24 protein-coding genes are annotated in these 24,958 nt (G+C 65.8%); 6 read left to right on the forward strand and 18 right to left on the reverse strand.

The genetic code is table 11. The annotated features are described in order from the left end of the window. Positions 1-5: 5 nt before the first annotated feature. Both FGU64_RS10275 and FGU64_RS10280 read left to right on the forward strand, forming a co-directional pair. A complete protein-coding gene (locus FGU64_RS10275) occupies positions 6-752 on the forward strand; it encodes an SDR family oxidoreductase (protein ID WP_139953176.1) in 747 nt (248 codons plus the stop codon). A gap of 109 nt (positions 753-861) precedes the next feature. Further along, positions 862-1,728, forward strand: coding sequence for an IclR family transcriptional regulator (locus FGU64_RS10280; RefSeq protein WP_136359727.1), 867 nt, complete (start codon positions 862-864; stop codon positions 1,726-1,728). A 198-nt stretch (positions 1,729-1,926) separates the two neighbouring features. Here FGU64_RS10280 and FGU64_RS10285 read toward each other — a convergent pair whose 3' ends face one another. From FGU64_RS10285 to FGU64_RS10305, 5 genes are all read right to left on the reverse strand, one after another. After that, entirely contained in the window at positions 1,927-2,442 is a 516-nt protein-coding gene (locus tag FGU64_RS10285; protein WP_139953178.1) for a hypothetical protein, read from the reverse strand. Next, positions 2,439-3,200: an SDR family oxidoreductase gene (locus FGU64_RS10290; RefSeq protein WP_139953180.1), complete on the reverse strand. Its 762-nt coding sequence runs from the start codon at positions 3,198-3,200 to the stop codon at positions 2,439-2,441. Before FGU64_RS10290 ends, FGU64_RS10285 begins: the two co-directional genes overlap by 4 nt. Before the next feature lie 24 nt (positions 3,201-3,224). Next, on the reverse strand, positions 3,225-4,925 hold the full coding sequence (locus FGU64_RS10295) for an FAD-dependent oxidoreductase (RefSeq protein WP_139955342.1): 1,701 nt from the start codon (positions 4,923-4,925) through the stop codon (positions 3,225-3,227). Between the two features lie 127 nt (positions 4,926-5,052). Then, positions 5,053-5,775, reverse strand: a complete 723-nt coding sequence (locus tag FGU64_RS10300; protein ID WP_139953183.1) for a glutathione S-transferase N-terminal domain-containing protein — start codon at positions 5,773-5,775, stop codon at positions 5,053-5,055. A 36-nt stretch (positions 5,776-5,811) separates the two neighbouring features. Further along, positions 5,812-6,501, reverse strand: a complete 690-nt coding sequence (locus tag FGU64_RS10305; protein ID WP_139953185.1) for an EthD family reductase — start codon at positions 6,499-6,501, stop codon at positions 5,812-5,814. Positions 6,502-6,680: 179 nt separating this feature from the next. On the opposite strand from FGU64_RS10305, the gene FGU64_RS10310 reads away from it, so the two are divergent. Next, positions 6,681-7,406, forward strand: coding sequence for a hypothetical protein (locus FGU64_RS10310; RefSeq protein ID WP_139953187.1), 726 nt, complete (start codon positions 6,681-6,683; stop codon positions 7,404-7,406). 79 nt (positions 7,407-7,485) lie between these two features. On the opposite strand, the gene FGU64_RS10315 is transcribed toward FGU64_RS10310, so the two are convergent. The 5 genes from FGU64_RS10315 to FGU64_RS10335 all read right to left on the reverse strand — a co-directional run bounded on the left by FGU64_RS10315 (position 7,486) and on the right by FGU64_RS10335 (position 12,806). Further along, the gene (locus FGU64_RS10315; RefSeq protein ID WP_139953189.1) at positions 7,486-8,538 is read right to left on the reverse strand and encodes a TRAP transporter substrate-binding protein; all 1,053 of its coding nucleotides are present in this window, start codon (positions 8,536-8,538) and stop codon (positions 7,486-7,488) included. A gap of 75 nt (positions 8,539-8,613) precedes the next feature. Continuing rightward, positions 8,614-9,792 carry an NADH:flavin oxidoreductase/NADH oxidase gene (locus tag FGU64_RS10320; protein WP_139953191.1) on the reverse strand — a complete coding sequence of 393 codons (1,179 nt, stop codon included), beginning with the start codon at positions 9,790-9,792 and terminating at the stop codon, positions 8,614-8,616. 38 nt (positions 9,793-9,830) lie between these two features. Continuing rightward, complete coding sequence (locus tag FGU64_RS10325; protein WP_139953193.1) at positions 9,831-10,637, reverse strand: sugar phosphate isomerase/epimerase family protein; 807 nt, start codon at positions 10,635-10,637, stop codon at positions 9,831-9,833. Positions 10,638-10,795: 158 nt separating this feature from the next. Next, positions 10,796-11,554, reverse strand: coding sequence for a sulfite exporter TauE/SafE family protein (locus FGU64_RS10330; protein WP_139953196.1), 759 nt, complete (start codon positions 11,552-11,554; stop codon positions 10,796-10,798). A gap of 220 nt (positions 11,555-11,774) precedes the next feature. Next, complete coding sequence (locus FGU64_RS10335) at positions 11,775-12,806, reverse strand: LacI family DNA-binding transcriptional regulator (RefSeq protein WP_139953198.1); 1,032 nt, start codon at positions 12,804-12,806, stop codon at positions 11,775-11,777. Between the two features lie 166 nt (positions 12,807-12,972). Between FGU64_RS10335 and FGU64_RS10340 the strand changes: the two genes are divergently transcribed. The 3 genes from FGU64_RS10340 to FGU64_RS10350 all read left to right on the forward strand — a co-directional run bounded on the left by FGU64_RS10340 (position 12,973) and on the right by FGU64_RS10350 (position 15,766). Further along, the gene (locus FGU64_RS10340) at positions 12,973-14,088 is read left to right on the forward strand and encodes a fatty acid desaturase family protein (protein ID WP_139953200.1); all 1,116 of its coding nucleotides are present in this window, start codon (positions 12,973-12,975) and stop codon (positions 14,086-14,088) included. Positions 14,089-14,159: 71 nt separating this feature from the next. Next, positions 14,160-14,474, forward strand: a complete 315-nt coding sequence (locus FGU64_RS10345; RefSeq protein ID WP_139953202.1) for a MocE family 2Fe-2S type ferredoxin — start codon at positions 14,160-14,162, stop codon at positions 14,472-14,474. 62 nt (positions 14,475-14,536) lie between these two features. Then, positions 14,537-15,766, forward strand: coding sequence for an FAD-dependent oxidoreductase (locus tag FGU64_RS10350; RefSeq protein ID WP_139953204.1), 1,230 nt, complete (start codon positions 14,537-14,539; stop codon positions 15,764-15,766). Between the two features lie 218 nt (positions 15,767-15,984). Here the strand turns inward: FGU64_RS10350 and FGU64_RS10355 are convergent, their stop codons facing one another. From FGU64_RS10355 to FGU64_RS10390, 8 genes are all read right to left on the reverse strand, one after another. Next, positions 15,985-16,974 (reverse strand): ABC transporter permease, encoded by a 990-nt coding sequence (locus tag FGU64_RS10355; protein WP_230978861.1) that lies wholly within the window; start codon positions 16,972-16,974, stop codon positions 15,985-15,987. Next, positions 16,971-17,945, reverse strand: coding sequence for an ABC transporter permease (locus FGU64_RS10360; protein ID WP_139953206.1), 975 nt, complete (start codon positions 17,943-17,945; stop codon positions 16,971-16,973). The genes FGU64_RS10355 and FGU64_RS10360 overlap by 4 nt, the downstream gene beginning before the upstream one ends. Next, the gene (locus tag FGU64_RS10365; protein WP_139953208.1) at positions 17,942-19,477 is read right to left on the reverse strand and encodes a sugar ABC transporter ATP-binding protein; all 1,536 of its coding nucleotides are present in this window, start codon (positions 19,475-19,477) and stop codon (positions 17,942-17,944) included. Before FGU64_RS10365 ends, FGU64_RS10360 begins: the two co-directional genes overlap by 4 nt. Before the next feature lie 81 nt (positions 19,478-19,558). After that, positions 19,559-20,599, reverse strand: a complete 1,041-nt coding sequence (locus FGU64_RS10370; protein ID WP_139953210.1) for an ABC transporter substrate-binding protein — start codon at positions 20,597-20,599, stop codon at positions 19,559-19,561. Positions 20,600-20,649: 50 nt separating this feature from the next. Then, positions 20,650-21,564 carry a sugar phosphate isomerase/epimerase gene (locus FGU64_RS10375; protein ID WP_139953212.1) on the reverse strand — a complete coding sequence of 305 codons (915 nt, stop codon included), beginning with the start codon at positions 21,562-21,564 and terminating at the stop codon, positions 20,650-20,652. Between the two features lie 16 nt (positions 21,565-21,580). After that, positions 21,581-23,125, reverse strand: coding sequence for a mannitol dehydrogenase family protein (locus FGU64_RS10380; protein ID WP_139953214.1), 1,545 nt, complete (start codon positions 23,123-23,125; stop codon positions 21,581-21,583). After that, a complete protein-coding gene (locus FGU64_RS10385) occupies positions 23,122-23,904 on the reverse strand; it encodes an SDR family oxidoreductase (protein WP_139953216.1) in 783 nt (260 codons plus the stop codon). Before FGU64_RS10385 ends, FGU64_RS10380 begins: the two co-directional genes overlap by 4 nt. A 58-nt stretch (positions 23,905-23,962) precedes the next feature. Further along, entirely contained in the window at positions 23,963-24,880 is a 918-nt protein-coding gene (locus FGU64_RS10390; protein ID WP_139953218.1) for a MurR/RpiR family transcriptional regulator, read from the reverse strand. Positions 24,881-24,958: the final 78 nt, after the last annotated feature.

Consider the following 24,958-nt stretch of genomic DNA (forward strand, 5'->3'; position numbering starts at 1 on the left):
CGACAATGCTGGCCGACAGAATAGCCGTCGTAACGGGCGCCGGACAGGGAAACGGCGCCGCCATCGCCAAGGGGCTGGCCGCGGCAGGCGCCGGCGTGGTGGCGGTGGACGTCAACGCCGAGCCGGCATCGGCGACGGCCGAAGCGATCAGGCAGGCCGGGGGTCAGGCGTGGTGGTTCCAGCTCGACGTCACCGACGAGGCCGGCTGCCATGCCGTCGCCGGCGAAGTGGCGCGCGAGATCGGCGACGTGTCGATCGTCGTCAACAATGCCGGGATATGTCCCCGTCACTCGATCGACGACCCCGGGTTGCGGGCGATGTGGAACGCGGCCCTCGACGTGAACCTGACCGGCACGCTCAACGTCTCGCTGGCTTTCCTGCCCCAGTTGCGCAAGACGCGTGGCACGATCGTCAACATCGCCTCGATAGCCTCCTTCCTGTCCACCTCGACCTCGGTCGGCTACACGGCGTCGAAGGCGGGCGTGCGGATGCTTACCCTCAACCTGGCGCAGGAACTCGCCAAGGATGGCATCCGCGTCAACGCCATCGCTCCGGGGGCCATGGCGACACCGATGACGGAAGCGACCCGCAACGATCCGGCGCGCTTGAAATCGTTTCTCGGACGCATCCCGCTCGGCCGCATGGGCGAGCCGGAGGAACTCGTAGGGCCGGCGGTCTTCCTCGCTTCGCCGATGTCGAGCTACGTGACCGGCACCGTATTGGTGGTCGACGGCGGCTACATGGCGCTGTGAGGCCCTGACGCCAAGCTTGAGGCAGGACGCCGCGTCGTCTATAGCGGGGCGGGAAAGTGGGCGGTGCGGCCGTATACGGCGCGTGCTCTATCAGCGGGTGCGGCACGCAATGACAATCAAGGGACGTGGCGTTCAATCAATCGAGGTCGGCGGCCGCATCCTGACCGCGCTGGCCGCCGAAGGCCACCCCATGATGCTGCGCGACCTCGCCCAGAAATCGGACCTGACGCCGGCCCAGGCGCACGCCTACCTGCTGTCGTTCCGCCGCCTCGGCCTGGTGGAACAGGACGATGCCGGCCGCTATCGGATCGGCCCCTTCGCGCTCAACCTCGGCATCGTGCGCATGTACAGTTTCGATCCGCTGAAGATCGCCACGCAGCACCTGTCGCAGCTCTCCGAAGAAACCGGCATGATGGCGATGATCGTCGTTCTTGGCACGCGCGGCCCGACGGTGATCTATGTGGAGGAAGGTGCGAGCCAGTTGCATGTCAACGTCCGCGCCGGCACGCATTATTCGATGATGGGAACGGCAAGCGGTCGAGTCTTCGCTGCCTATCTGCCGCAGAAGATGGTGCGCGACTATGTCGATTCCGAACTGAAGGAAGGCCCGTCCCAGTTCATGGTGGGAGCGCCGACGTCGATCCGACAGATCGAGGCGTCGAACGAAAATGTACGGGCAACGGGCTTCGCGACGACTGAAGGCGTTCCGGTTCCCGGCATTCACGCGGTATCGGCGCCGGTGTTCGACCACACCGGCCAGATCCAGCTCGTCATCACCCTTATCGGCCCGGCCGGCCGGCTTACCACGGCGACCGACGGCCCGTATGTCACCGCCACCCTCGCCTTCTGCGCCCGGATTTCGAGCAGCCTCGGCTACGACCCGAATGCCGAACGGCCCGGCACGCCGGGCGCCTCGACCGGTCCCGGCCGGCAGCGCAGGCAAGCCAGAACCGCGCAGCGTCCGACGACAGCCTAGAGCATTTTGCAACCAGACGGAATCGCTGGCGTCGCACAAATGCGGCTAAACAAAGAGACAGATCGTTTCACCGTTTCTGGGAAACCGTGAAACGATCTAGAACCGGTCTGCCGCCCGTGACGGCAGGAACCAGACCTGAAGGTCCGGCCCCTGCCGACAGGCCTGGGAGGATTCTGGCGGCCGTTTTGGCCGGACGTTTCAGGACGCCGCGCGGGCAGCCTTTTCAATGCCGTTGCGGATCCAGTTGGTATACATGGTCTTCAGTTCCGGGGTGGCTGGCTCCAGCTTCATCACCGCGCCGATCATTTCGCTGGCAAACATGAAAGCGATCCACGCAGTCAGTTCGACGATCTCCTCGTCGCTGAAATGCGCCTGGAGCGCCTGCCAGTCATCTTCGCTCACCGCCGTCGGATCGGTCGCCACGGCCTTGCCGAACGCCACGGCCGCGGCCCAGCGCGGATCGTCGTAGCTGTCCTGCGGCGCGCCGAGCGAAGCGCAGAACAGGCAACCGGAATGACGCGCCACCATGCGGCGCACCTCTTCCTTGAGCCCGGCATCGAGAACGCCGGTGAAGCGCATGGCTTCATCGAGGGCGTTCCACGGCTTGGCGATCTCGGGGCGCAGCGCGATGATCTGCCGGAAGGCGCTGCCGGGTACATTTGGCTTTCCCTGTATGCGGGGCATTGCTGTCACTCCTTTGATGGCGTTGGTCACATTGCGAGGAAGCCGCCGTCGACGGGGATCATGATCCCGTTGACATAGCTGGCCAGAGTATCGGAAGCGAGGAAGAGCGCCGCGCCGACGAGTTCGTCGGGCGCGCCCACGCGCCCCATCGGTATACGCTTGACCAGCATGTCCATCTTGGCCTGGTCCTTGCCGATCCACGGGTTCATCGGCGTGGTCATGGTGCCGGGGGCGATACCGTTGACGCGAATGCCGAAGGGCGCGAACTCTACGGCCATCTCCTTGGTCAGCAGAAGCACGCCGCCCTTGCTCGAAGCATAGGCCGCGCCTTTGGTGGCGAGGCCTACGAAAGATTGCAGCGAGCCGATGTTGATGACGGCGCCCCGCGTTCGCTTCAACTGCTCGAGGAAGGCAACCGTCGCGTAGTAGGTGCCCGAAAGATTGATTTCGAGGATCCTGGGCCAGGCCTTGAGCGCGGCCTCGCTATCGCTGTCGCCGCGGAAGATGACGCCGGCATTGTTGATCAGGATCGCCGCATCGCCCATTGCCGCCGCGCTTTCGGCGGCCACACGTCGACCTTGATCGAGGTCCGAGACATCCCAGGCGACGGCATGCGCACGCCGTCCCTCGGCGCGCACCAGTTCCGCCGTCTCCTCGGCATTGGCGCGGTCTATGTCCGCTGCGACCACGTCGGCCCCCCATTTCGCCAGGCCCACGGCCAGCGACCGGCCGTTGCCCTGCCCTGCTCCGGTTATGACGCAGAGCTTACCTTCCAGAAGCGGATACATGACGATCTCCGATGCGATGCGCGGTCAGGCTGCGGTATCGACGCCGGCGAGGCGGCGGCCGACGACGTAGCCGAAGGTGAGTGCGGGGCCGAGCGTGATGCCGCCTCCCGGATAGTTGCCACCCATGATGCTGGCGGCGTCGTTTCCGGCAGCGAACAGACCTGGAATAGGCCGGCCGCCGGCGTCGATGACCTGGTTGTCGGCATTGGTGCGGAGTCCGGCGAAGGTGCCGAGATCGCCTGGAACGACCTTGATGGCATAGAACGGTCCGGTCGTGATCGGACCGACGCACGGATTGGGCTTGTGGTCGGGATCGCCGAGATAGCGGTTGTAGGCATTGCCGCCACGGTTGAACTGCGGATCGTTTCCGGCGGCGGCATGGCTGTTGTATTCGCGCACCGTCGTCTCGAAGCTGGCGATGTCGATGCCCGCCTTCTGCGCCAGTTCCCCTAGCGTGCGGCCTCTCAGCAGGTAGCCCGAGCGCAGGTTCGGTCCGATCGGCACCGGAAACGGCTTGACGAAGCCGAGGCCATAGCGCCGCAGCGTCGGATGATCGACGATCAGGAACGCGCAGCGCTCCGCCTCGCCCGCGGTCGCGCGCAGCATCGCCTGGACGAAGTCGTGATAGGAATTGGCCTCGTTGGTGAAGCGGGTGCCCTTGCGCGTCACGGCGATAACCCCGGGCTTGCCGCGATCGATGAAATGCGGGAACGGGCCCTTGCTGCCGTCACGGCGCGGTACCAGTGAAACCGGCACCCAGGCGGCCGGGTTCGGATAACCCTCGATCAGGCTGCCGCCGGCACTTTCGCCGAGCCGCAGCCCGTCGCCGGTGTTGGTTTCGGGCGCCGGCGACCAGTGTTCCTTGCCGGTCGGCGCGTGACCGAAAAGCGCCTTGCGGCGGGCGACGTCCTGCGGAAAGCCGCCGCTTGCCAGCACCACGCCGCGCCGCGCTTCGACGCGGACCGGCTCGCCGTCCCTGACCACCACGGCACCCACGACCCCGCCGTCACTCTCCACCAGTTCCCGCGCCGGCGCCGAAGTCCAGATCGGAACGCCGAGATCGAATGCCGACTTGGCCAGCCGGCCGATCAGCGCGTTGCCGTTGGTCAGGCGCATCGCGCGGCCATGCAGTGCAAGATCGCGCAGGTATTTCGTGAACAGGACGCCGACATAGGCAGCCGACTTCACCGACCGCGTGACGTTGAAGAAATGCAAGAGTTCCTTACCAGAGCCGATCATCATCCCGAGGAAGGTTATCTCCTGCAGCGGCGGCCGCAGGCGGGCGATCTCCTTGCCGAGTTGCCTCCCGTCGAACGGTTCGGCGACGATAGGCCGACCGCCCGGCATCCCGCCCGGTGCATCGGGGTGATAGTCGGAGAAGGCGGGGCCGAGGACGAACTTCAGCGTGGTATTTTGCTCGAAGAAATCGACCATCCTGGGACCGTTCTCCAGGAAGGCGTCGATGCGCGCGGCATCGAAATGGTTGCCGGTCTCATGCTGGAGATAGGTGCGCGCCTTGTCGAGGCTGTCGCTCACGCCTTCGCGCATGGCAAGCGGATTGCAGGGGATCCACGACCAGCCGCCCGAGCGCGCCGTGGTGCCGCCGAATACGTCCGCCTTCTCCACCACCAGGACGTCGAGCCCGTGATAACGAGCCGTCACCGCGGTCGCCAGCCCGCCGGCGCCCGAACCGATAACCAGCACATCGCAGACATGGGTACGCATCGTGCTCACCAGTCTCTCCCCCGCCTTCGATCACTCATTGCATATAATTCGTTATCTGCGAATTAATTCGTTATTTGATAGAGGCTAAACGCTCAGAGCGCAACCTGAATCTTGCCGCCAGCCGCCGTCAGCTTCGGCGGGCGTATTGTCCGCGGCCGAACACACGGTCGACCTCGTCGGTCGTGGCAGTTGCCAGCGTCGAGGGATGCCGGTCGATCACCTCCAGCGCCTTCTCTACCGCCGGTCGGGTCGCGATCTCATGGAACCAACGCCAGAGGTTAGGGGACTCGGCACTGCCGACGCCCATGAACGGATGCGTCTGGCCGAACAGGCGCGCCTCGGTCCGGAACCACGGAAAAGTCGCCATGTCGGCGATGGAATAGGCCTCGCCGCCAAGATAGCGCGACCGACCCAACCGATCGTCGACGAGCCTGTAGAGGCGGGCAGCCTCGGTCGTGTAGCGCGAGACGGCATAGGCATTGTCGGAGGCGAAACGGCAGAAGTGGTTGAACTGGCCGAGCATCGGCCCGAGCCCGGTGAGCTGGACCATCAGCCATTGCAGCGTGTCGTGGCGGGCGATCCCCTCAGGGGGCAGGAACCGGCCGGTCTTTTCAGCGAGGTAAATGAGGATCGCCCCGGATTCGAAGACCGTGTAGGGCCGCCCCTCAGGACCGTCGCCATCGACGATGACCGGCACCTTGGCGTTGGGGTTCAGGGCCAGGAATTCCGGCCTGAACTGTTCCCCTTTCCAGATATTGACCTGATGCGGGGTATAGGCCAGCCCCGTCTCCTCGAGCATCAGGTAGATCTTCTGCACGTTGGGACTGACCATGGCATAGAGGTCGATCATGATGTCCTCTCGGGCGTGGTCGTGGAGGCTCCACGCTCAGGCGATCTGCACGGTTTCGACGAAATAGGTGGTGATCTCTGCGATGAAGGAGTGGGCGTGTTCCTGCGTCCTGGCCACCAGGTCCGACTTGAACAGCGCCGCCACATCGTCCTTCGAGCGGAACCAGAATTCGACGATGCCGTCGACCGGCACGGCTTCATACGCGGCCGTCTCGGCCATCGCCGAATAGCGGTCGATCACGAGGTTCTGGGTATAGCCAAGCACGTTGGGCCAATGCCTGACGAACTCGGCGTGCCGTTCCTGCCACTCGCGCCGGAAGTCGGCGGGGGAGACATGCGGATGCCGCCTCAGGATCGACATGCGCTTGACGAAGGGACCGTCGCCGAGCGCCAGCGGGACGACGACGTTCTTCTCGCACACGACGAGGCGGATTTCGCCGAGGAACTTCGCGACGTCCTCGACGGTGGGGGCGAACTCCGGCGAGGCGATAGCCGCCTTCATCGCCCCGACGCTGTCGAACTGGAGCTCGGAGAACCCGTCGAGGTCCCAGCCGCCGCGTGGATGGTCGACGCCGAACTGGCGCGCGTCCTCGATACGATGCTGGTAATAGCTGCGCAGGCCCGGAAGTCTGGCCGCCAGCGGCCCGTGCGTGCCGCGCCAATGCGACAGGAATGCCTCGTCGTCGAGACCCGTCTTGCGCTTCACCAATCCGAAACGGCTTATCACTCCATCCTCCTCCCTATTGCCAATCCGCCTCGTCCGGCGAGGCTTACCAAAGGTGCACGTTAGACAGACAAAAACTTGGAATCAACGAATCGTTTCGTTTATAACATAAAATATTGCAAACCGGCGGCCATACGGGACATGCTGTCCTCCAACACCGCCGCCGCTTCGGAGGCTTCGGCATGACCATGCAGGCAAGAGGGTTTGTCGCCTTGTGGCACAACGTGCCGCCCGGCATCGACGAGGAATACAATCTCGTCCACACGCGCGAGCATGTGCCCGACTATGTCGCCAATGCCGCCGGGCGCGGCGGGATCGACTCCGGCCGCCGCTACAGCGAGGGAAAGGGCCAATTGCCGGCCTACTTCATGTTCTATCCGGCGCGCGACATGTCCGCATTCGCGAGGCTGGCGCAAAAACCCTGGCCGGAACATCCCGGCGGCTCGTCCATATGGTTCAACGCCATCATCGACCAATATCGCGATTCCTGGCGCAACAACTGCCGCTTGCTTGCGCAACGCGGCGGCGGAACCGGCGGCGCGGCGTCCAGCCTGATCATGCCGCTGAGCGAGGAAGTCGTAGCCGGCGCTCCGATTGTCGATGACGTCCTTGCCTGGCTGATCGGCCTGCCGCCCGTCGTCGCCGTGCATCTCGGCGTCACCGATCCCGACATTGCGCCGAACCGGCCCCCGCTAACCCGGCACGACACAGCCGTCGGCGTGATGGTCATCGAAGGCTTCAGCCGCCTCTTGCTCGCGCAACTGCTGCCCGAGATCCTGTCGCGGCTCGAGCAGTCAGGCATCGCGACGGAGAAGCCGCGCTACGGACTCTATCAACTTGCCTACGAATTGAGGGCAGAAGAACTGGACCAGGTGGAGCCGTTTCCCGGCCGCCCCAGGCGCTGGTGAAAAGACGGCGGCAGCGAATAGACAGGCCGCGAAGGCATGAGCCCGGCAGATACTTGCCGGGCTCAGGGCTGCTTGCGGATTACTTGACGTAGCCCAGTTCGCCCCAGAGCTTGTAGTCCTCGCGAAACTTGTTCAGCGAATCCATCGTCTCCTTGAACACCGGATTGGCGGCGCCCTCCTCCTCGGCTACCACTTTCCACTGTTCGCGCAGGGCATCCAGCACTTCCGGCGGCCAGGTCTTGAACTCGGTTCCCGCTTCCTTCATGCGCTTCAGCGCCGGCCCCTGCGCTGCCGATCCTTCGGCCAGCGTCTTGACCGTGGCTTCGCCGCATGTCGTCTCGATGGCGAACTGCTGTTCTGCCGTCATCTTCTTCCACGTATCGAGATTGATGTAGACGGCATTGATCGACGTCTGCTGATGCCAGCCCGGGAAGTAGGCGATCTTGGCGACCTGATAGAAGCCCATGGTTTCGTCTGCGGACGGGTTGGAGAATTCCGCGCCGTCGACGACTCCGCGTTCCAGCGCCGAATAGACGTCGCCGCCCGGAATAAGCTGTACGGAGGCGCCGAGTTTCGACAGGACCTTGCCGCCGAGGCCGAAATAGCGCAGCTTCATGCCGTTCAGGTCTGCGACGCTGTTGATCTCCTTGCGGAACCAGCCCGCTGTTTCAGGCGGGTTCAGTGTGCACACGAAGCCCTTCATGTTGATACCGGCCAGGATGCGGTCGAAGATTTCGTAGCCGCCGCCATAACGCATCCAGGTGAGCATTTCCGTCTCGCCCGGCCCGAAGGGAACCGAGGTAAAGGCGCTGAGCGCCGGTTCGAGGCCGGCGCCATAGCCCGGCGTGCCATAGGCCATGTCGATCGCGCCCTGCGAGACGGCGTCGAAGAATTCCGTTCCCGGCACCAGCGCGCCCGGCTCGAAGACCTCGATGTCGAGAGTGCCGTTGGAGAGCTTCTCGATGCGCTCGGCGATCCACGGCACGATCGTTCCGATGACCGGGGTCTGTGTGGCGTGCGCGGCATGCATGCGCAACTTCATGACCTCCTGGGCCGCGGCCGAGCCAACGAAGGCGAGCGTCGCGACAACCGCCGAGAGCGCGGTGGATTTCAGCAATCTGTCCAGTTTCATGTCTTCTCCTCCTGATGTGTGTGCGTGGCGGATGGACCTCCGCCGGTTCCTCCTCCCGTCGAGCCTTCTGTCGGCTCAGCGGGCAGCCTTGAATTGTTCCAGTTGTCCTTCGTCCCGGATCTTGCGCATGATCGGCTCGCGCTTGGCCAGCCAGGCGGCATGGCGGAAGGACCAGGTGGAATGGTCTTCGGCATGGCCGAGCGCCAGCGCCGCCTCGTTCGCCCAATAGGGATTGCGCAACGCCTCGCGGCCGATGGCGATCAGGTCCGCCTTTCCCTCGGCCAGGATCTGTTCGGCCTGGCGCGGATCGACGATCAGGCCGACGGCCTGGGTAGGAATACCGGCCTCGCGGCGCACCCGTTCGGCGAACGGCACCTGGAAGCCGAGCCCGCGCGGAATGGTCAGCGAGCGGGTTTCCTCCGTGAGACCACCCGACGAACAATCGATCACGTCGACGCCGACTTGCTTGAGGGCCGAAGCCAGCACGACGGTGTCCTCAAGCCCCCAGCTTCCTTCCGCCCCGTCCAGGCACGAAAGCCGGATGAACAGCGGCTTGTCCTGCGGCCATGCCTGCCGAACCGCCTCGGCCGCCTCTATGACGAAGCGCATCCGGTTTTCGCGGCTGCCGCCGTAGGCGTCGGTGCGGCGGTTGGCGAGCGGCGACAGGAAACTCGCCGCCAGGTAGCCATGGCCGAAATGCAGTTCCACGACGTCGAAACCGGCCGTCGCGGCGCGGCGCGTCGCCGCCGCGAAGGCTTCGATTTCGGCGGCGATGTCGGCGAGCGTCATCTCCTCGGGAACCGACCATTGCTCGCCCGCCGCCAGCGCGCTCGGCCCCATGCGACGCCATGCGATGCCGGATTTGTCGAGTGTGTCGGCGGTGAGCGCCCGCCCGCCTTCCCATAGCGGTTCGGAAAACGCCTTCCGGCCAGGATGCGCCAGCTGGACGCCCATCATCGCGCCATTGGCATGGACGAAATCGACGATCGCTTTCAGGCCGGCAATGTGGTCGTCATGCCAGAGGCCGAGGTCGGCGAACCCCACGCGGGCGTTGGACGAGACGGCCGTGCTTTCCGTAAAGACCAGCCCCGCCCCGCCGAGGGCGAACTTGCCGTAATGCACCATATGCCAGGGCTGGGCGAAGCCATCCCTGGCGGCGTGCTGACACATCGGCGAAATGACGACGCGGTTCTTCAGCGTGACGGAGCGCAAGGTGAGCGGCTGGAACAGTTTGGGGGCGGACGAAATGGTCATGTCGGGCAGACGGGTCCTTGCGAATGGGAATGCCGGGCCTACGAACGGAAGCCGGCCTGTTTCAGTTTGGCGAGATCGCCGCGAAGGCGCGGCGTCGGGTCTTCGCCGTCCATCAGTTCGTAGACGAGATCGCCGTCGTAACCGATCGCGTCGAGCGCCGCCGCGAAAGCAGGGAAATCGATGTCGCCGCGGCCGATCGAGGTATGCGCCCAGCGATCGCGCCAGCTATCGCTGATATGGACGAGCAGAAGCCTGTCCCTGACCGCCGCCACGCCGGCGGCCGGGTCCTCGAAGCCCAGCGTGTTGGTGCAATCGTAGCAGATGCCGAGATTGGGATGACCGATGCGTTCGACGATGTCGAGCACGGCCTTGCCGGTGCTGAGCAGGTCGAACGGCAGCGTTTCGAGCGCCACCTTGATGCCGACGCGCTGGCCATGATCGGCGAGCGCGGAAACTTCCGCGCACAGATAGTCGAGGGTCGTGTCGGCCGGCGCCGGCATCAGCGAATGGCGGCGGCCGAACGGCAGGACTAAGCAAGGGGCGCCGAGATCGGCTCCGATTTCCATGGCGCGCTTGAACTCGGCCATGGCGAGCCGGTGCAGCCCGGCATGAAGCGCCATCAGGTTCAGCTCCATCGTGAAGTTGACCGACGCGCAGCGCAGGCCGAGATCGCGCATCATTCGTTTGACGCGGCTGCGCTCATAGCTGCCGAACGACGCGGGATCGAGGTGCGGCGGATAAGGGAAAAACTCCACCGCCTCGATGCCGCAAGCAGCCAGTTGGGCGAGCGCCTCGTCAAGCGAAGCGATATGCCAATAGCCTGCGGTCGAAACGGCGATGGCCATGTCCGTGCGTCCTCCCCGGCCTGTCCTTCAAGTCAGGGGCGATAGCCACCCTGACAAGGATTCTTAATTAACGAACAAGTTCATCATGAACAAAAAATAGCAGCATGGCAAGCGAGGTTTTCCTCGCCCTGGATTTTGCGAGGGAAAGGCTTCCACGGTCAGGCGAAAAGGAGGCCCTTGAGCCCGTCCCAACCGAGGCTCAGCCCTACCAGTCCGAGCAGGACATAGGCGATGAGATAGAAGCGCTCGGTATCCGTGCGCCGCACCAGCCGGATGCCCAGCCACGTCGAGAACAGCGCCAGCGGCGCCAACAGAAACGACAGCTTCAGCGTCTCGGCGGAGAACTGGCCGAGCAGGGTGTAAGGCAGGACCTTCATCCAGTTGACGACGGCGAAGAACACCACGCTGGTGCCCACGAAAAGATCGCGTTCCAGCCTTTGCGGCATGACGTAGATCTGGAATGGCGGCGTTCCCGCATGGGCGATCATGCTGGTGAAGCCCGACAGCGCGCCCCAGAACATTCCGGGCGCGACCCTGGCGGATCGCTTCGAGCGGGCGACTGTCCGGCCGCGCAGGCCGAGCAGGGCGAAGCCGACGGAAATGACGCCGATGGCAAGCGCCACGGCGGCTTGCGGCAAATACGAGGCGAGGCTGTAGCCGAGTGCGATGCCCAGCACCGCACCGGGCAACAGGATGGCAAGATTGCGCCGGTCGACAGTGCGCCGATAGGAGACGACGCTGTAGGCATCCTGGATCAGCAGGATCGGCAGCATCACGGAAGCAGCCTGTACAGGTGGCATGACCAGCGCAAGGATCGGTGTCGAAACCATGCCCACACCGGCGAAGCCGCCCTTCGAGAGCCCGGCAAAGAGCGTGGCCGCGACGACGGCGAAAAAGAAGAAAAAACTGTCCGTCATCCTGGCATCAATCGAGATTGGGCGATCGAAGGACGCATTCCCCCGCGACACCGCACCCCGGCAGCCATAGGGAGTCGTATCGGCACCGTCAACGCCACGTCCTCCCCGCTGGCTGTTCAGGCCGCGAACAGCCGGGAACCTGACAGCGCCTCGACACGCGGGATGAAGCCGTCGGCGCAGATGCCTATCGGCGGAGCCGGCTCTATCCGACGGCACCCCATCAGACACTCTCGGGCAGATAGACGCCGAACGGCACGAAGGTCTGTCCCTGCGCGCTCGTCGCGCCGTTTTCCAGCGCGTGCGCCATCAGGTCCACCAGTTCCGCGCAGAGCGGCCGAAGCGGCGTGTCGATCACCATGGTCAAAAGCCCTTCGGCAAGGGCGACGCGCCGGTCCGCGGTGATTTCGTTGCAGACCATCACCGGCTTGCGCGCCGGCCGCACCTCGCGCAGCGCCGAAATCCCGCCCTCCGCGCCGCCGCCGGCGATGTAGCAGCCGGCGAGGTCGCCGTCCTGACGCAAAAGCTGGACCAGCGCGTCGTGGGTGAGCCGATGCGATTCCTGATTGACCAGCGTCTCCATGACGGTGAAATCCGGCGCATGCTCACGGAAGAAGGCGCGGAAGCCGATCTCGCGCAATTCGTGGCCATGGAAGCGGTGGCTGCCAACGAACAGCGCCACCTTGCCCGGCCGCTTCGCGCCGGTGGCGATCATCCACGCGGCGGTGCGCCCGACCTTGAGGTTGTCGACGCCGACATAGCCTTCGCGCACGCCGGCGGCGAAGTCCGACAGCAGCGCGAAAACCGGGATACCCTTGCGCTTCAGTTCCTCCACCGCCCTGGTCAAGGTCGGATGGTCGGGGCTGACGACGGCGACCGCGCGCGACTTTGCCGCCAGTCGGCGCAGCCGCTCGACGATCTCGTCCAGCGAAAGCGTTTCCGTGAAGTCGATCGCCGCCGTGCCACGAAAGCGCTGCGAGCGCGAAACGGCCTCCTCCAGTTCGGTAGCGAAGGCCCGGTAGAACGGATCGTCCGGCCGGAGCAGCAGGAAGCCCAGCCGCAATTCCGGCAGGTTCCGGTGCAGGCGTCGGCCGATCAGGTCGGCGGCGTGGAAACCGATTTCCGTCGCCGCCTGGTAGACGCGCCGGGTGGTGTCTTCGCGCACCGGCAGCCGACCGTTGAGGACGCGATCGACAGTGGCGACGCTGACGCCGGCAGCGCGGGCGAGATCGGCAATGGTCGGACGCTTCACCATAGGAACGGGTCTGCCGGTTTGTCGCAATTATGATAGATAATGATAGAATTCATTGCAATATGAATGATGGATATTGAGCAATTTGACGTCGCTTGCTACCTTAAGGGAAGCAATTCCATGCGGCCCGGCCATATGGCTCCAGCAGGGCGCTGCAAGGGAGATAAAGATGGGCATAGCCGTCACCGATGCCTCCGCGCGGCCAACCAGGCGCGACTACAGCCTGATCGGCCGCGACTCCCGGCTTGCCGTCGAGAACGGCCTGGCGGCGGCCGAGTGGTATCATACCGACGTGCCGCGCAAGCAGATGAAGGAGCTGATGAAGCGCTCCGACGGCCCGGCCATTCGCGACACCGTCATCTGGATCGCCGCCTTCGTCGTGAGCGCCGCCGGCGGCATCTGGTTCTGGGGCACATGGTGGTGCGTCCCGTTCTTCTTCGTCTACGGCGTGCTCTACGGCTCATCGTCGGACTCGCGCTGGCATGAATGCGGCCACGGCACCGCCTTCCGCACGCAGTGGATGAACGACGCCATCTACCAGGTCGCCTGCTTCATGATCATGCGCAACCCGGTGACCTGGCGCTGGAGCCACACCCGCCACCACACCGACACCATCATCGTCGGCCGCGATCCCGAGATCGCCGTCATGCGCCCGCCCGACCTCGTGCGGCTGGTGCTGAATTTCGTCGGCATTCTCGACGCATGGCAGGCGACGGTCGACATGGTGCGCAACGCGGCCGGCGTCATCGGCGCCGAGGAAGCCTCCTTCATCCCCGAATCCGAGCGGCCGAAGGCGATCCGCGTCGCCCGCGTCTGGATGGCCATCTACATCGCGACCGCAGCCCTCGCGCTCGCCCTGCACTCATGGCTGCCGCTGATGCTGATCGGCCTGCCGCGCCTCTACGGCGCCTGGCACATGGTGATGACCGGCCTGCTGCAACACGGCGGGTTGGCCGACAACGTCACCGACCACCGGCTGAACTGCCGCACGGTCTACATGAACCCGGTCAGCCGCTTCATCTACCTCAACATGAACTACCATGTGGAGCACCATATGTTCCCGATGGTGCCCTATCACGCGCTGCCGAAGCTGCACGAACTCATCAAGCACGACTTGCCGGCCCCCTGCCCTTCCATATGGGCCGGCTACAGGGAGATGATCCCCGCTTTCCTGCGCCAGCTTCGCTACGAGGACTACTACCTGCGGCGCGAGCTGCCGCCGACCGCGAAGCCCTACCGCGAGGAGCTTCACCAGGACGACCGCATGCCTGCAGCGGCGGAATAGGTTCTTCAGGACCGATAATAAAGGCGGCGCCTCCGCCACAATCCAAAGATATCACCCAGGGAGATGAGCAAGTGAGTGAATGGATCGAGGCCTGCGGCGCGGACGACATCGACGAGGAGGACGTCATCCGCTTCGACCATGCGGGACATACCTTCGCCATCTACCGGTCGCCGGACGACGAATATTTCGCCACCGACGGCCTGTGCACGCATGAACAGGTCCATCTCTCCGGCGGGCTGGTGATGGACGACATCATCGAATGCCCGAAGCACAACGGCCGCTTCAACTACAAGACCGGCGAGGCCAAGGGCGCGCCCGTCTGCGTCAACCTGAAGACCTATCCGGTGAAGGTCGAGGGCGGCAAGGTGCTGATCCAGGTCGGATAGGAGCAATTCCAGGAAAAGTGGGAACCGGTTTTCCGTCCGGAATTGCGAGACAGGATAGATCCATGAACGGGGGGATGGTCATCATCGGCGCCGGGGAGTGCGGCGGGCGCGCGGCGCTGGCGCTGCGCGACCTCGGCTATGCCGGGCTGGTGACGCTGATCGGCGACGAGCCTCATCTGCCCTACGAACGCCCGCCGCTGTCGAAGGACGCGATGGTGGCGGATGCCCCGGCGGTCAAGGCGATCGCCGGCGAGGCCGACCTCGCGGATAAAGCCATCACCCACCTGCGCCCGGTTACGGTCGCGTCGGTGGACAGGGCAGCCAAGCTGGTGAAACTGGCCGATGGCAGCGAGCTTGCCTACGAGAAACTTCTGTTCGCGACCGGCTCCACGCCGCGCAAGCTGCCGATGCCGGGGCTCGGCAGGCGCTGCGTCTATCTCAGGACGTTCGACGACGCGCTGGCGATCCGCCGGCACCTCAGGCCGGAAAGCCGCATCGCCGTTGTCGGCGGCGGCTTCATCGGGCTGGAATTGGCCGCCTCGGCACGGCGGCTGGGCGCCGACGTCGCCGTTATCGAGGCGCAGCCGCGTATCCTCATGCGCGGCGTGCCGGCCGAGATCGCAGCGGTGGTCCATGCGGCGCATGAAGCGCACGGCGCGAAGATTCTGTGCGGCGCCGGTATCGCGGCGATCGACGACGACGGCCAAAAGGTGCAGCTGACCTTGTCTGACGGCCGCGTGATCGACGCCGATCTCGCCGTTATCGGCATCGGTGCGGTGCCCAACACCAGGCTGGCCGAGGCGGCGGGGCTGAGGATCGAGAACGGCATCGCTGTCGACGCCATGCTGCGCACCTCCGATCCAGCGATCTTCGCTGCTGGCGACTGCTGTTCCTTTCCTCTCGCCGTCTATGGCGGGCGGCGTGTGCGACTGGAAGCCTGGCGCAACGCACAGGAGCAAGGCGCACTTGCCGCCAGGAACATGCTCGGCCACGAGGAGCCGGTTTCCGCCGTGCCGTGGTTCTGGTCGGATCAGTACGAGTTGACCATGCAGATCGCAGGACTTTCCGACGAGGCGAACAGCAGTACCCGGCGCGACATTGGCGAAAACGCCTTCATCCTGTTCCACCTCGCCGGGGACGGGCGCCTCGTCGCGGCAAGCGGCATCGGGCCCGACACCGCCGTGGCGCGCGACATCCGGCTCTCTGAAATGCTGATCGCCAAGGGCGCGCGGCCCGACCCAGGCGCCCTCGCCGCGCCCGACGTCAAGCTGAAGAGGCTGCTCGCCGGTTGAGCGTTGCCGGTCCGCCGCCGGGCTATGGCATATGGCGTAGTCCCCCACTCCGTCGCGCTTCGCGCGCCACCTCTCCCCCCACATTCGTGGGGTAGAGGAAGGGCGCCACGCCTTGCAGCCGCAGTTCCTCTCCCCCGTCGAACGGGGGAGAGGTGGTTTGCGAAGCAAATCGGAGTGGGGGTTGAGCTCCCTATGCGATAGCGTCGGAGCGGACGGCGTCAGCGATCCTCGGTGATGCGCAGGTAGACGGCGGTGACGAGCAGGATGATGGCGCCGAACAGGACGCGGCGCGCGCCCTCCGGCATTTGCAAAATCGTCAGCAGGGTGGTGAGCACCGTCAGGATCAACGCGCCGACGATGGTGCCGGTATAGCCGCCGCGCCCGCCGAAGATCGACGTGCCGCCGACGACGGCGGCCGCCACCGAAGGCAGAAGCAGCGGCTCGGCCAGCGACAGCGACGAGGGCGCCCGAATCAGGCCGACATAGAGCAGGCCGGCGACGCCCGCCAGCAGCGACGAGAAGACGTAGAGCGCCAGGATGACCTGCCAGTAATGCGCGCCGGACAGCCGGGCAGCCTTCTCGTTGTCGCCGAGAGCATAGAGCAGTCTGCCGAAGCCGGTGCGCTTCTGGATGAACAGGATCAGCGCCGCGACAGGGATGAACAGCGCCAGCGCATTGGGGATGCCCCATGTCACGCCCGTTCCCAGCCAGGTGAACAGGTCGGGGATGCGCGTGCCGGTGGCGATGACGGTGCGCTGGTAGACCTGCAGGCAGCCGGCGCCGATCAGGCTGGTGCCGAGCGTCATGATCAGGGGATGGACGCGGAAGACACCGGCGCCGATGCCGTTGGCGATGCCGATCAGCAAGGCCGGCAGCAGCGCCAGCAGCACCGCCACGGGCGCGCCGTGCGCCGCCGCCTGCGAGGCCATGATGAAGGCGGCCATGGTGGCCACGGTGCTGACCGACAGGTCGATGCCGCCCGTCAGCATCGTCATGGTCTGCGAGCCTGCAAGCAGCGCCAGAGGAATGGAGAACTTGACCGTATTGGCCAGCCAGCGCTCGTTGACGATGCCCGGCCGCAGGATTTGCAGCACGATCACCAGCGCGATCAGGAGGATGATGAGCGGCACCAGCGGCTGGTCGCTCATGAAGCGCTTGACGCGGCGCCCGAGCGACACCTGCGGCGTGGGTGAAGTGACGCTGCTCATGGCCGGCGCTCCCGCATGGCGAGGAAGGCGCCGAGCATGACGACGGCCACCATGACGGTTCCTTCCACGATCGATGTCACATTGGGGTCGATGGCGAGCAGGGTGAGATCCGTGCGCATGAGCCTGAGGATGAACACCGCCACGATCGGCCCGACGAGCCCGCCCTTGCCGCCCCCGAGGGTAACGCCGCCCAGCACCACCGCCGCCACACTGGCCAGCAGGTAGGGGCCGGGGATGGGGGCGCCGATGCCGGTACTCATGGTCAGCGACAGCCCGCCCATGGCGCCGAAAAGGCCGCCGATGGCATAGGCGGCGATACGGGTGCGCGCCACCGACACGCCGCTGCGGAAGGCAGCCAGTTCGCTCGAGCCGATGGCGTAGATCGACAGGCCGAGCGCCGAGCGCTTCAACGGAATCCAGACGAGACCGAGGCACACGAGCAACACGACCAGCGCCTTCGGTATCCAGGCGGTGACGCTTTCGGGAATGCCGGGGATAGCGACGGTGCCGACGATGGACGCTTTCAGCCATTCGGCCGCCGCACCGCCCGGCGCCTCGAGCACCATCAGCGCCGCCCCTTGCAGGATGAACAGCGTCGCCAGCGTCACCACGATGTCGGGCACGCGCGTCACCACGATCAGTAGCCCGTTCAGCGCGCCGACCAGGAAGCCGACCGCCAGTACGAAGGGCACCACGAACAGCGCATATTCCTCGCTGGCGCCGTTCATCATCGACGCGGCGATGACGCTGGTCAGCGCCATCAGCGAGGCGACCGACAGGTCGATGCCGCCGGCTATGACGACGACGGTCTGCGCCGCGACGGCGAAGGCGTAGGGCAGCGCCGCACGGGCGAGAGAGCCGAAGTCACCCGAGCCGTAGCCGGGCTGGATGATCCTGGTCAGGATAAAAAGGACGACGAGCAGGGCGAAGAGACCGCTGACCCAGCTTTGACGGCGGATAAAGGAAGTCACGGCGCACCCGCCCCTTTCTGCGCGGCGTCGGCGAGAATGCCGACATCCGCCGCCGCCCCGCGCGGCAGACCGTAGGATGCCCGCGTCAACGCCGCTTCGTCGGCGATCTCCACGGGCAATATATCGACCACCCGGCCGCTGAAGATGACGATCGCCCGGTCGCAGACACGCCGCACCTCCTCCAGTTCCGACGTGTAGAAGAGGATCGACTTGCCCTGCCCGGCGAGTTCCCTCAGCAGCTTGTAGATTTCCTGCTTGGTGCCGACGTCGATGCCCCGCGTCGGATCGAAGCACAGGATGGTGCGGGCGTCCGCCGCGACCCAGCGCGCGATCGTCACCTTCTGCTGGTTGCCGCCGGATAGCCGCTGCACCTCGCCCTGGGCGCGCGTGTCGATCTGCAACCGTTCGATGGCTTTGGAGACGGCGCCACGCTCGCGTTGCGAGCCGATCGGCCCCCAGTTGCGCAGCCGCGCGCTGAACGGCAGGGCGATGTTCTCACGCACCGAACGCTGCATCAGGAGCGCCTCGGCGCGGTCGCCGGGCACGTAGGCGATGCCGGCTTGAATCGCGTCGGCCGGATGGCCGAACCGGACCGCCCGGCCATCCACTTCGATGGTTCCGCCGGCGGGCCGGATCGACCCGGCAAGGGCGCCGAACAATTCGTCCTGCCCCTGCCCTTCCAGCGCCACGACGCCCGCGACCTCGCCGTTGGAGAGGTCGAAGGAAACGTCGTTGAGCTTGGTGCCGATGCTGAGGTTGCGCACGCTGAGGCGCGGCTTTTCTCCCGGCTGACGGGCTGCGACTTGCGACGCCGGGACCGGGCGGCTCCTGTCGACGCGGGCGCCCAGCATCAGCTCGACGATCTTCTCCTCGACGCCCGGTTCGATGTCGACGACGCCGACCGTCTCGCCGTCGCGCAGCACGGTGGCGCGGTCGCACAGGGCGGAAATCTCGACGAAACGGTGCGAGATGAAGATGACCGAACGGCCGGCTGCGGCCTGGCGGCGCACCACGTCGAGCACCCTTTCGGCGAGGTTGGCCGGCAGCGCCGCCGTCATTTCGTCGAGCAAAAGCACATCGGGTTGCACCGCCAGCGCCCGGGCAAGATCCAGCACGCGCAGGATCGCCAGCGGAACGTCGCGCGCCAAGTCATCAAGGTCCAGGTCGGGCACACCGAGTTCGCGCACCCAGTTGCGGAACGGCTCGACAGGCGTGCGCGTCAGCCTGAGATTGGAGACGATATCGAGATCGGGGATGAGCGCCGGTTCCTGATAGACCGGCACCAGACCGGCGCGACGCGCCTGCGCGGGAGAGCGCACGTCGAGCGGCTTGCCGCGTATGAGGATATCGCCCGCGCTCGGACGAACCGCGCCGGTGAGGATCTTCACCAGCGTCGATTTTCCCGCGCCGTTGGCCCCCATAAGCGCATGGACTTCGCCCGGCAAGACGGAGAGGGAAGCGTTGCGCAAGGCGGCAACGGCTCCATAATTCTTGGCGACACCGGTGGCATCGAGGACGGGCTGGGTGCTCACGATCTGCTCAGCCATTGTTATGATGGATGCGGGGTGACGGGAAACCCGTCACCCCGCCCGCTTCCCGGATGGATAAGACGATCAGTCGGCAGGCCCCTTGCAGGCCACGATCTGTTCCTTGGTGTAGGTGGTCCAGTCCGGGATCGAGATCGAGACCGGCCATTCCGGATTGAGCGACGGATCGGCGGCGGCCTTCAGCTTGGCCTTGCCCTCGTCGGTGGTGTTGTCCCAGATCTGCGGCTCGACGAGAACGGTCTGGTCGGTCGGCTTCTTGCCGTCGAGGATCTGCAGCGCCAGCGTCACGCCGGCGCCGCCGATCGAACCGGGGTTGGTGACGGCCGCGCCCTGCAGGCCCTCGACCGAGGAAAGCTGGCCGACGAAGCCGGCATTGTCGGCGCCGACGACCGGCACCAGCGGCGTCTGCGATTCCTGCAAGGCGTCGACGATGACGTTGTCGATGCCCGACGTCCAGATGCCGTTGAACGGCGTGCCGGTGGCAATGAAGTCGAGGATCTGCTGCTTGGCCTGGTCCTGCTGCCAGCCGGTGTAGACCTCGTGCACGACCTTCACGTCCGGGAACTCGGCCAGCGCCTTCTTGAAGCCCTTGTCGCGGTCGCTGTCGGCGGAAGCGCCGGCGGCGCCGCGCATGTAGACGACGTCGCCCTTGCCGCCCATCTGCTTGAACAGCCACTTGGCGCCGAGATAGCCGTATTCCTCCTGGTTGTTGGAGATGACGTAGGCCGAAGGCTCGGTCACGCCCTGGTCGACGGCGACGACGACGATGCCCTTGTCGGTCGCCTCCTTCAGCGCGGCATTGACGCCGGACGGATCGGACGGATTGACGACGATGGCGTCGACGCCGGCGCTGATGAGGTTGCGGATGTCTTCCAGCTGCCCGGCCGCGTCGGTGTTGCGGTGGGCGATGTTGAGCTTGGTGACCTTGCCGGAGGCCAGCGCCTCGGCCTTCATCGCGCACACCATCTCCTCGCGCCAGCCGTTGCCCTGCACGGTGTTGGAGATGCCGATCGTGTAGCTGTCCTTCGCCATCGACCCGGCAGCCGACGCCATCAGCGCCGTGCCGGCCAGCAGCGACAGCCAGCCCAAGGATTTCACAATACGCATTTTATGTCCTTTCCTCCGCTTGGATATCTGTTGGATTGTCGTTGTTACCGTCACTTGACGAAGGGCCGCAGCACGTCGCGGGCGAGAAGGAACCCGCGCTTGACCGCCTCGTCGCTTCCCTCGAACCGCCTGTCCTCATGCTCGATGACGACGGGGCCGTCATAGCCTGCGCGATACAAGCCCGAGAAGATCGTGTTCCAGTTCACGTCGCCCAGGCCCGGCATGCGCGGCACCTGCCAGCCCATGCCGGCCGACATGATGCCGCGTTCATAGAGGCCGTCGCGGTCGATCATCAGGTCCTTGGCGTGGACGTGCAGCATATGCACGCCGAACTCGGCGATGAAGCGCGCCTGGTCGATCATCTGCCAGACCAGGTGCGAGGGATCGAAGTTCATGCCGACGGCGCCGTCCCATGTCTCGATGATGCGGCGCCAGATGTAGGGCGAATAGGCGATGTTGTGGCCGCCCGGCCATTCGTCGTGGCTAAAGATCATCGGGCAGTTCTCGAAGGCGAGCCGCACGCCATGGTCGCGTGCATGGGCGATGATGGCGGGCCAGACCTTCAGCGCTTCCTGCCAGTTGTCGTCGACGGTCTTTTGCGCATCGCCGCCGCAGAAGGTGTTGACGACGCCGACGCCCATCAGGCCGGCCGCCTCGATCACCTTCTTCAGGTGCGCGATCACCGTGGCGCGATGGTCGGCGTCCGGATGCAGCGGGTTCGGATAGTAGCCGAGCGCCGACACCGCCTGCCGCTTTTCGCCGAGCGCAGCGACGATCTCGCCCGCCTCGGCCTTCGACAGCGCCGCGACGTCGATGTGGCTGGTGCCGGCATAGCGGCGGCTCGGACCGGCCGACTTCGGCCAGCAGGCGATCTCCAGCGCCTCGAAGCCGACCGAACCCGCCCACGCCGCGACCTCGGCCAGCGGCGTATCCGGAAACGGCGCGGTCAGTATCCCAAGCTTCATGTCCTTCTCCCGGTTCCTACGATAGTGGCTTTCGCGACGATTTTGAAAGGCTTGAATCGCCTTCGGCCAGCCGCCGCAGGCAGCCGAGCGGGTCTGTCCCCAGAAACCCTTGCAGGAGGGCCGCTACTTTCGCCCGGAAAGCATGATCCGCCGCCAATGCGGGGTCAAAAATCGTGTCGGTGCACAGGATTTCGCCAGCAAGGGCAGCTCCATCGTCGCCGATGCGGTCGGCGATCGCCGCGATGCGGCCGGCATAAGGATCCGCCACCGGCCACTGGCGGCCGAATCGCGCCGACGCCCGCGCCAGATAGGCCATCCAGGCGGCGACGGGAACGGCGAGCAAGGTGACGTCCTGCCCGCGGCCAAGCCGCTCGCGGATGGGATTGAGCACGCGCTGGACGATCTTCTGCGAACCGTCGGTGGCGATCTGGTGGTTGCGGTGACGGATCGCGGTGTTGCGCAGCCGCGCCAAGCTCTGCTCGACATAGGCCGCCGCGTCGATGCCCGGCACCGGCCGCAGGGTCGGCAAGATTTCCTCCATCAGCATGCGCCGTACGAAACCGACCAGCAGCGGATCGGCCATGTCGTCGCATGTATGCTCGTAGCCGGCGAGCACCCCGAGATAGGAAAGCGCCGACTGGGCACCGTTGAGCACCCGCATCTTCAGATGCTCGAACGGCTCGACATCACTGACGAGTGTCGCGCCGGCGAGGTCCCATTGCGGCATCGGCCCGGCAAAGCGGTTTTCGATGACCCATTGGCGGAACGGCTCGCCGACGGCGACGGCTTCGTCGCGATAGCCGAACTCGCGCTCGACCTGGTCGCGGTCGGCGTCGGTGACGGCTGGCGCGATGCGGTCGACCATGGCGGAGGGAAAAGCGGCGTTGGCGTCGATCCATTTGAGCAGCGCATGGCCGCGGCGCTCGGCCAGCGTGCGCACCACCGTGCCGAGAAGGACGCCGTTGGCGGGAATGTTGTCGCAGGAGAGCAGCGTCAGCGACCGCCCGTGCGAGGCCATGCGTAGCTCCAGCGCCCGCACCAGCAGGCCCGGCAGGCTGCGCGGGCTTTGCGGATGCGCGAGATCGTGCGCGATATCGGGATGGCCGAGGTCGAGCGCGCCGGTGGACGGGCGGTGGCAATAGCCTTTTTCCGTCACCGTCATCGTGACGGCATGGATGTCGGGACGCGCCAGCACGGCGAGCGCCGGCGCGCTGTCCTGAACGCTGTCGACCACAGCACAGATACTGCCGACGACGCGCGCCTCCATCCGGTCGCCCTCGCGGATCAGGCGCGTGTAGAGGCCGCCCTGACGGCCGAGCGTTTCGGCAAGCGCCGGCGGTCGGACGTTGACGCCGATCGAGCCCCACGGCCCGAACCGCGCCTCCAGCAGGTCCTCGGTATATTCGGCCTGATGGCCGCGGTGAAACGCGCCGACGCCGATATGCGCCATGCCGGGCTTCAGCTTCGAGCGGTCGTAGGCGGGACGGCGGACCACCGGCGGCAGCCGGTCGAGCAGAGATGGACCAAGCCTGCCGGCCTGTTCGGGGGGCATGGCGCTCATCGGCCCGACCCCGCCACCCATTGCTCCTGATCGACGATCGAGCCGGTCATCGGCCCACCGGCATCGCTGGCGAGGAAGACGGCGAGGTTAGCGACGTCCTGCACCGACAGCAGCCGCCCGAAGGGCTGCGCCGCATTGGCTTTCTCCAGCCAGCCCTCGCCCTGCCCCAGCGTCTCGGCCTGCATGGCCCGTTCGCCCGGCGTGTCTGTCCAGCCGACATTGATGCCGTTGACGCGGATGCGGTCGAAGCGGTGAGCATTGGCGGCATTGCGCGTGAGCAGGGCTAGTGCTGCCTTGGTGGCGGAATAGACGGCGAGGTCCGGCGCCCCGCAATGGGTGTTGACCGACAGGATGTTGACGATCGCGCCGCCCTGCCCTCGCTCGCGCATCGCCCGGATGGCGCCCTGCATCAGGAAGAACGGAGCCCGCGCGTTGACGCTGAACAGCCGGTCCCACAAGGCGGGGTCCGCGTCGAGGAAGGACGCCCGGTCGGTGAGCGCGGCGACATTGACCAGCACATCGATGCGGTCAAAGCTCTCCAGACACTTTTCGACGAGCAGCGGCGGCAAAGCGGGATCGGCGAGATCGCCGGCGACGAAACGGGCCGGCGTGCCGAGGGAGCCTATTTCGGCGGCCACGGCTTCGCCGCGCGCAGCGTCGCGTCCGGTCAAAAGCAGGCCGGAAGAGCCCGAGCGCGCCAGCGTTTCGGCGATGGCACGGCCGATGCCCTGCGTCGCGCCGGTAACCAGCGCCACCTTGCCGTCGACCCGCGCTTCCACCGTCCCTCCCGGAACTGGGTTTCTATTTTTTTCAATATGGAACGACATTTCCCGACCGTCAATCGACGGCTTCGGATTCGCTGTGCCTGTAGGCGGCGACGCCATGGACCAGCGCCATACCGACGGCGAGCGTGGCGGCCAGCGAGCGGAAGCCGGCGAAATCGGATTCGACGACCTCGATCCACACGTCCGAAAGGGTCACCAGCGGACTGAAGGTGCTGTCGGTGATGGAGGCGATGCGGGCGTCGCGCTCGCGCGCCGAGGCGACGAGGTCGGGCGTTATCGAATTGTACGGGCTGAAGCTGACGGCGAGCACGGCATCCGTCGGCTGCGCGCAATTGATCTGGTCGAAAGCGGTCGACCCGACATTGTCGACCAGCACGTTGCGTATGCCCTGCTGTGACAAAGCGAGCGAGACATAAGCGGTGACGGGAAAGGCGCGCTTGCTGCCGACGACATAGATGAGGTCCGCCCCGGCGAGGAGTTCGATCATCCGCCGGAATCCGGCGGCGTCGAAACCTTCGCCGACGCGACCGAGCGAGGCCTGCGAGGCCGCGACGAGGCCGTTGACGAAATGCAGGTTTTCGTCGCCGTCCGCCGGTCCCTCGCCATGCAGTCGGTCCCTCGGCCAAGAGCCCTTCATGTGCTGCTTGAACAGGTCCTGGAAATCGGAAAAGCCGGCATAGCCGAAGATCTGGGCGAAGCGCACGAGCGTCGAGGGCTGCACGCCGGCCTGTTCCGCCACCTGGCTGATCGTGCCCAGCGCGACGTTGCCCGGATGCTGCCACAGGAAGATCGCCACCTGACGCAGTCGCTTGGGAAAATGGATGGTACCGGAGGATAGCACCGCGCGCAGGTCCTCATAGGTTTTCGGCTTGGTGTAGCCGAGTGCGGTGCGGTTCGGCTTGCCGCCGCTCTTGCCACCAGCCGTTCGCGCCGGCCGGATGTCGGAAGTCGCGGGCTTGCGCGGCGGCATCGGCATCAGCCCCCTTGCCGCGCGGTGTCGAAGGCGAATGCCGGCATGATCTTCCTCCCCGTAGGCCGCGCCTGCAGG

The sequence above is a fragment of the Mesorhizobium sp. 8 genome, from assembly GCF_006351905.1.
Lineage (GTDB): Bacteria > Pseudomonadota > Alphaproteobacteria > Rhizobiales > Rhizobiaceae > Mesorhizobium > Mesorhizobium composti.

Bases quoted from the DNA above. Each gene is read 5' to 3' on its own strand.
- FGU64_RS10315 (WP_139953189.1), bottom strand. From the start codon at position 8,538: ATGAAACTGGACAGATTGCTGAAATCCACCGCGCTCTCGGCGGTTGTC.
- FGU64_RS10290 (WP_139953180.1), bottom strand. From the start codon at position 3,200: ATGTATCCGCTTCTGGAAGGTAAGCTCTGCGTCATAACCGGAGCAGGG.
- FGU64_RS10310 (WP_139953187.1), top strand. From the start codon at position 6,681: ATGACCATGCAGGCAAGAGGGTTTGTCGCCTTGTGGCACAACGTGCCG.
- FGU64_RS10370 (WP_139953210.1), bottom strand. From the start codon at position 20,599: ATGCGTATTGTGAAATCCTTGGGCTGGCTGTCGCTGCTGGCCGGCACG.
- FGU64_RS10330 (WP_139953196.1), bottom strand. From the start codon at position 11,554: ATGACGGACAGTTTTTTCTTCTTTTTCGCCGTCGTCGCGGCCACGCTC.
- FGU64_RS10280 (WP_136359727.1), top strand. From the start codon at position 862: ATGACAATCAAGGGACGTGGCGTTCAATCAATCGAGGTCGGCGGCCGC.
- FGU64_RS10390 (WP_139953218.1), bottom strand. From the start codon at position 24,880: ATGCCGCCGCGCAAGCCCGCGACTTCCGACATCCGGCCGGCGCGAACG.
- FGU64_RS10350 (WP_139953204.1), top strand. From the start codon at position 14,537: ATGAACGGGGGGATGGTCATCATCGGCGCCGGGGAGTGCGGCGGGCGC.
- FGU64_RS10295 (WP_139955342.1), bottom strand. From the start codon at position 4,925: ATGCGTACCCATGTCTGCGATGTGCTGGTTATCGGTTCGGGCGCCGGC.
- FGU64_RS10275 (WP_139953176.1), top strand. From the start codon at position 6: ATGCTGGCCGACAGAATAGCCGTCGTAACGGGCGCCGGACAGGGAAAC.
- FGU64_RS10355 (WP_230978861.1), bottom strand. From the start codon at position 16,974: ATGAGCAGCGTCACTTCACCCACGCCGCAGGTGTCGCTCGGGCGCCGC.
- FGU64_RS10335 (WP_139953198.1), bottom strand. From the start codon at position 12,806: ATGGTGAAGCGTCCGACCATTGCCGATCTCGCCCGCGCTGCCGGCGTC.
- FGU64_RS10375 (WP_139953212.1), bottom strand. From the start codon at position 21,564: ATGAAGCTTGGGATACTGACCGCGCCGTTTCCGGATACGCCGCTGGCC.
- FGU64_RS10300 (WP_139953183.1), bottom strand. From the start codon at position 5,775: ATGATCGACCTCTATGCCATGGTCAGTCCCAACGTGCAGAAGATCTAC.
- FGU64_RS10380 (WP_139953214.1), bottom strand. From the start codon at position 23,125: ATGAGCGCCATGCCCCCCGAACAGGCCGGCAGGCTTGGTCCATCTCTG.
- FGU64_RS10340 (WP_139953200.1), top strand. From the start codon at position 12,973: ATGGGCATAGCCGTCACCGATGCCTCCGCGCGGCCAACCAGGCGCGAC.
- FGU64_RS10320 (WP_139953191.1), bottom strand. From the start codon at position 9,792: ATGACCATTTCGTCCGCCCCCAAACTGTTCCAGCCGCTCACCTTGCGC.
- FGU64_RS10325 (WP_139953193.1), bottom strand. From the start codon at position 10,637: ATGGCCATCGCCGTTTCGACCGCAGGCTATTGGCATATCGCTTCGCTT.